The 4,401-nt window shown below is 46.2% G+C and carries 5 protein-coding genes; all 5 read right to left on the reverse strand.

Features of this window, described 5'->3' with window-relative positions; translation table 11 throughout:
* Positions 1–171: 171 nt before the first annotated feature.
* A complete protein-coding gene (locus B3S86_RS00130; RefSeq protein ID WP_035413250.1) occupies positions 172–687 on the reverse strand; it encodes a S1 domain-containing RNA-binding protein in 516 nt (171 codons plus the stop codon).
* An 83-nt stretch (positions 688–770) separates the two neighbouring features.
* Positions 771–1,148 carry an FtsB family cell division protein gene (locus B3S86_RS00135; RefSeq protein ID WP_290747852.1) on the reverse strand — a complete coding sequence of 126 codons (378 nt, stop codon included), beginning with the start codon at positions 1,146–1,148 and terminating at the stop codon, positions 771–773.
* Between the two features lie 66 nt (positions 1,149–1,214).
* Positions 1,215–1,487: an RNA-binding S4 domain-containing protein gene (locus tag B3S86_RS00140; protein WP_023466556.1), complete on the reverse strand. Its 273-nt coding sequence runs from the start codon at positions 1,485–1,487 to the stop codon at positions 1,215–1,217.
* Positions 1,484–2,914: a nucleoside triphosphate pyrophosphohydrolase gene (gene mazG / locus B3S86_RS00145; protein ID WP_290747856.1), complete on the reverse strand. Its 1,431-nt coding sequence runs from the start codon at positions 2,912–2,914 to the stop codon at positions 1,484–1,486. Before mazG ends, B3S86_RS00140 begins: the two co-directional genes overlap by 4 nt.
* On the reverse strand, positions 2,911–4,401 hold a 1,491-nt coding region (locus B3S86_RS00150), incomplete at its 5' end, for a polysaccharide biosynthesis protein (protein ID WP_290747859.1). The genes mazG and B3S86_RS00150, both read right to left, overlap by 4 nt.

Consider the following 4,401-nt stretch of genomic DNA (forward strand, 5'->3'; position numbering starts at 1 on the left):
CAGCTGAGCTACACCGCCATATTTTTAACTCGTGCGTCTTAAGCACATTTTCTATAATACGGGCAGGTCAAATGAAAGTCAACGCTTTTTATAAAAATAATTTTAAAAAAATAAAAGATGGAATGAACGGCGTCATTCCATCTCTATTCTTATAAAGAACAGGTCAGCAAGTTATTGACGTTTTGCGCCGCGCCCGCCACGTTTTGAATCCGTTTGACGTTTCAATGTAGCAAGACGATCTTCACTATCTTTCAGGAAACTAGACATCAACGTATCGAACGATTGTTCTTTGCGCGGTGGTGGTGTATTACGGCCACCTTTGTTGAAGCCTCCACGATTACCGCCTCCACGCGGTCCTTTGTTATCGAACGAACGTGGTCCGCGATCTTGTCCTGCTGGACGTGGTCCACGATCGAACTGACGTGCTGGACGTGGGCGTTCACCTTCTGGACGATCGACGGCTTTTTTAATGGAAAGACCAATCTTACCATCGTTTTCAACACTTAAGACTTTAACGGTGATTTCTTGACCAACCGTTAATACATCATTGATGTCCTTAACATAAGAATCTGCCACTTCACTAATGTGAACAAGACCAGTTTTCCCTGTTGGTAACTCAACGAACGCTCCGAAATTCGTGATGCCTGTTACTTTCCCTTGCACTTTGCTGCCTACTTCAATCGACATAAATTGTATTGCTCCTTTTTAGTTGATTCGTTTCTTATTATACGAGTGATTCATTCTTTTTTCAATCAATCGGCAACCTTCAATTAGTCTTCAGGTGAAAAGTAGAAGATCGTTTCTCCTTTTTTCGAATAGAGCAACTCACTCCGGGCTAAGTTCGCCACATATTCTTTATCATTGAGACGATTGATTTCTTCTTTCAGACGAGCAGTCTCTTTTTTTGCTTTCGCCTGCTCCTGTTCAGCTACTTGAAATGACTGCTTTTGTTCTGCGATCAATTGCCGTTTTTCCATGTATGACCACCCCATGAGGGAAAAGATGAGCAAAAAGACGGTCAGACACAAGAAAAAGCGATTTTTGAGACGTCGACGGTTTTCAATAGCATTCTGACTCAATTGCTTCTTACGGTCATTGAGCGGCTTGATCTTTGGCGTTTGACGCCCTGATTCGAGCGGTGTTGGCATATCATCCCTCCTCTTTCTGAGTGGTCATCCCTGACACTCTTTAGTATACTTCCTTTTTCCGGTAAATTACATCGATTCTTCGGAATTCACCTTTTCTTCACGGATGATTTCATACATATCAGATGCTTCTTCTTTTTTCGCATGTTCTTTAATGCTTGAAATCGCAACTGTCACGATCTTATTTCCGAACCGAATCGTCATCTCATCACCTGCTGCTACCGTGCTACTTGCTTTCGCTACATTACCATTGATCGTAATCCGACCTTGATCAGCAACTTCTTTCGCAAGCGTCCGTCGTTTGATCAGACGCGATACTTTTAAAAATTTATCAAGTCTCATGACTGTTCCTCCTGCTTCGCTTGATGCCAGAGTGAATCTTGCTCTTCAAGCGTCATCTCAACGAGCGGTCGATCCGCTAGTTGTTCCATCCGTGTAAAACGGCGAATAAATTTATCATTCGTTCGTTGTAATCCTTCTTCTGCCGATAGACCGAGGTATTTTCCGACGAGTGTTATCGAGAACAGGACGTCTCCAAATTCTCCGAGTCGTTCTTCTGGGGCGGCTTCTTTCAATTCACGTAACTCTTCGATCACTTTTTCAAGTGCCCCCTCGACATCTGCCCACTCGAAACCGACTTTCGCCACTTTCTTTTGAATGTCTTCTGCGCGCATCAAAGCAGGTGCTCCTTTTGTCACACCATCAAGCAAAGAAGTCCGTTCCGGTTTTTCTTGTGCTTTGATGTCTTGCCAGTTCGACACAACGTCTGCTGAAGAATCAACAGTCGTTTCCCCGAAGACATGCGGATGGCGACGAATCATCTTATCGCTGACGCTTCCGATGACGTCTCGAATATCAAAATACCCTTCATCTAGACCAATTTGTGCGTGGAGCATAACCTGTAAGAGGACGTCTCCTAGTTCTTCTATCATTAAGTTATCGTCCTGAAGGTCGATTGCTTCCAGTAATTCGTAAGATTCTTCGATTAAATGACGTTTTAGGGACTCATGCGTCTGCTCTTGATCCCACGGACAACCACCTTCACCGCGTAATCGCGCGATAATCTCTTTTAAGGTCGCGAAGTCACGATTCAACGTCTGCTCATCCGTAACCGGTGGTACATAGACCGTCGTTAAGTTACTGAGCGTCGTCACATGATCGAGTTCATACAACGGTACGTTTTGAACGGTTTGCTGACTCGTACCTGCTGCTGTGACAAGAGTGACGAGATGTTCGTCCGGATAACGTTCCATCAACTGGACTTTTAAGTCGCCAGCGACGAGCGCGTCATAGACTTGCCCAATCAGTAGATGTTGACGAATCTGTGCTTCATCGACAGCAAATGCCGTTGCATCAAGTAACTGGAATCCTTCAATCGGATCCACGCCAAGTGCAGCGAACATCGGATCGAGAAAACTTTGTCCCCCTACGACATCGACATTGTCTGTCCGTTGCAACAACTGTTGCACAGTACTCTCAGCGACTAATGGATGTCCTGGAACAGCATAGATGATATCCGTCGTTTCAGAAAGACGAAGCAATTCCTCGACGATTTCTGTATATACGTCTTCAAACCGACTATGTCGTTCATAAACTGAGTCAAATGATGTAAAGTTCATTCCCTCTGCTGCAAGTTCTGAAACGACTGGATGATCCACTGTCCGCAAATAGACAGGTTGTGTCGTGTTTTTTAATAATCGATAGATGCCAAACGGCAATTGTTCGAGTTCGCCGACGCCAAGGCCGACGATCGTAATTCGGTGTGTCATATGCTCCTCCTACGTTGGTACATCTGATATAACTTATCTCCTAAAGGCAATAACGCCCACTCTTGTTCTGATAAGGCACGAAAGCGTAACGCCATACTGCCATAAATGATGGCACCACCGACGACAAGAACGCCGACTTCGAGTGCCGCACCGATTCGTGTCTCAAGCTCAAACAGCTGGAAAAACGTCTCGATAAGATACAGAAACACACCCATGGTAAGCACAGGTAAGACCAGTCTTCGATAAAAAACAGTTCCCGCAGATACACGACCGAACTTCCGGTTCAATAAAATCCATTGCGCTGCCGCCATGACGGCAAAACCTCCAAATGTCGCCATACCCGCCCCGATCATACCATATCGGGGAATGAAATAGAGGTTCAGAGTAAGCTTCGCCCCTAATCCGATAAGAACACCAACAAGCGCATATTTCTCGGCATCAACCGACTGGAGACAAGAGACAATCATCATCGCGATCGATGCGGCAAATGCCGTCGCTGCGAGCCAAATCAATCCCGCTGTTCCTTGATCATTTTGATATAACGCAATATTGAGCGGACGCATCACACCCATTAGCCCGATCGTCGCTGCAGCGGCAATCAATAAACCGGAACGGAGTAATGTCTCGAGTTGTTGACGCATCATCTGTGGATCGTGTTTCCGGTATGCAGTCGACAAGGCTGGCACACTCGCAAGGCTCATCGACGTCGCAAACAGAATCGCAAATTGCAGTAACGGATACCCACGGTCGAGTATTCCTTTTTCGATTTTTGTTTCCGTCGTATTGCCAAGTAGATTGACGAACGTTAATCCATCAATCAATTGCATCAGCAACAAGGCAAGTGACGCGATACTAACTGCTACACCGCTTGTCACCAGCACTTTTCCGACACGTCTTATATGAATACTCGAAAATACCGGACGACCGATTTTCCCTTTCGCAAAGCGTAACAGGACGAATAACGAAACGATGCTGCCGCCAATCGCCGTTAAATGAGCGCTCGCACCAATCCAGTAGGGGTCCGCCTGCATCGAGACACCGATATACGTCACGAGCAACAATAGTCCGACACGGACGGCATTTTCAGAGACTTGGGATACAGCCGTCGGTCGCATCTCAAGATCTGCTTGGAACATTCCTCGTAGAACAGCAATCACGGGTAGTAAATAAAACGTACATGTTACCGCACGCAGGGGCACAACCAGTTTTGCATCCCCGAACCACCCAGCGAGCGTCGGGGCGATCCACCATCCGAGCAGACCGAAAAAGACGGTCATGGCAAGTAAGACATAAAAAATCGACCAGAGAACTTCTCGTTTCTCATCCGGGTGGTGAAGCGTCAACTTCGCCACGATGACAGGCAGCGCATAAATGCCGAGCGCTGCCGCAATCGCAAATAATGGATAGACGGTCTGATAGACGTACAATCCGAAATCACCAGCGAGGTTCTGATACGGAATCCGGTAAAAGAAGCTGAGCAATTTTGA

This window comes from Exiguobacterium sp. UBA3968 (assembly GCF_002385115.1).
Classification (GTDB): domain Bacteria; phylum Bacillota; class Bacilli; order Exiguobacteriales; family Exiguobacteriaceae; genus Exiguobacterium_A.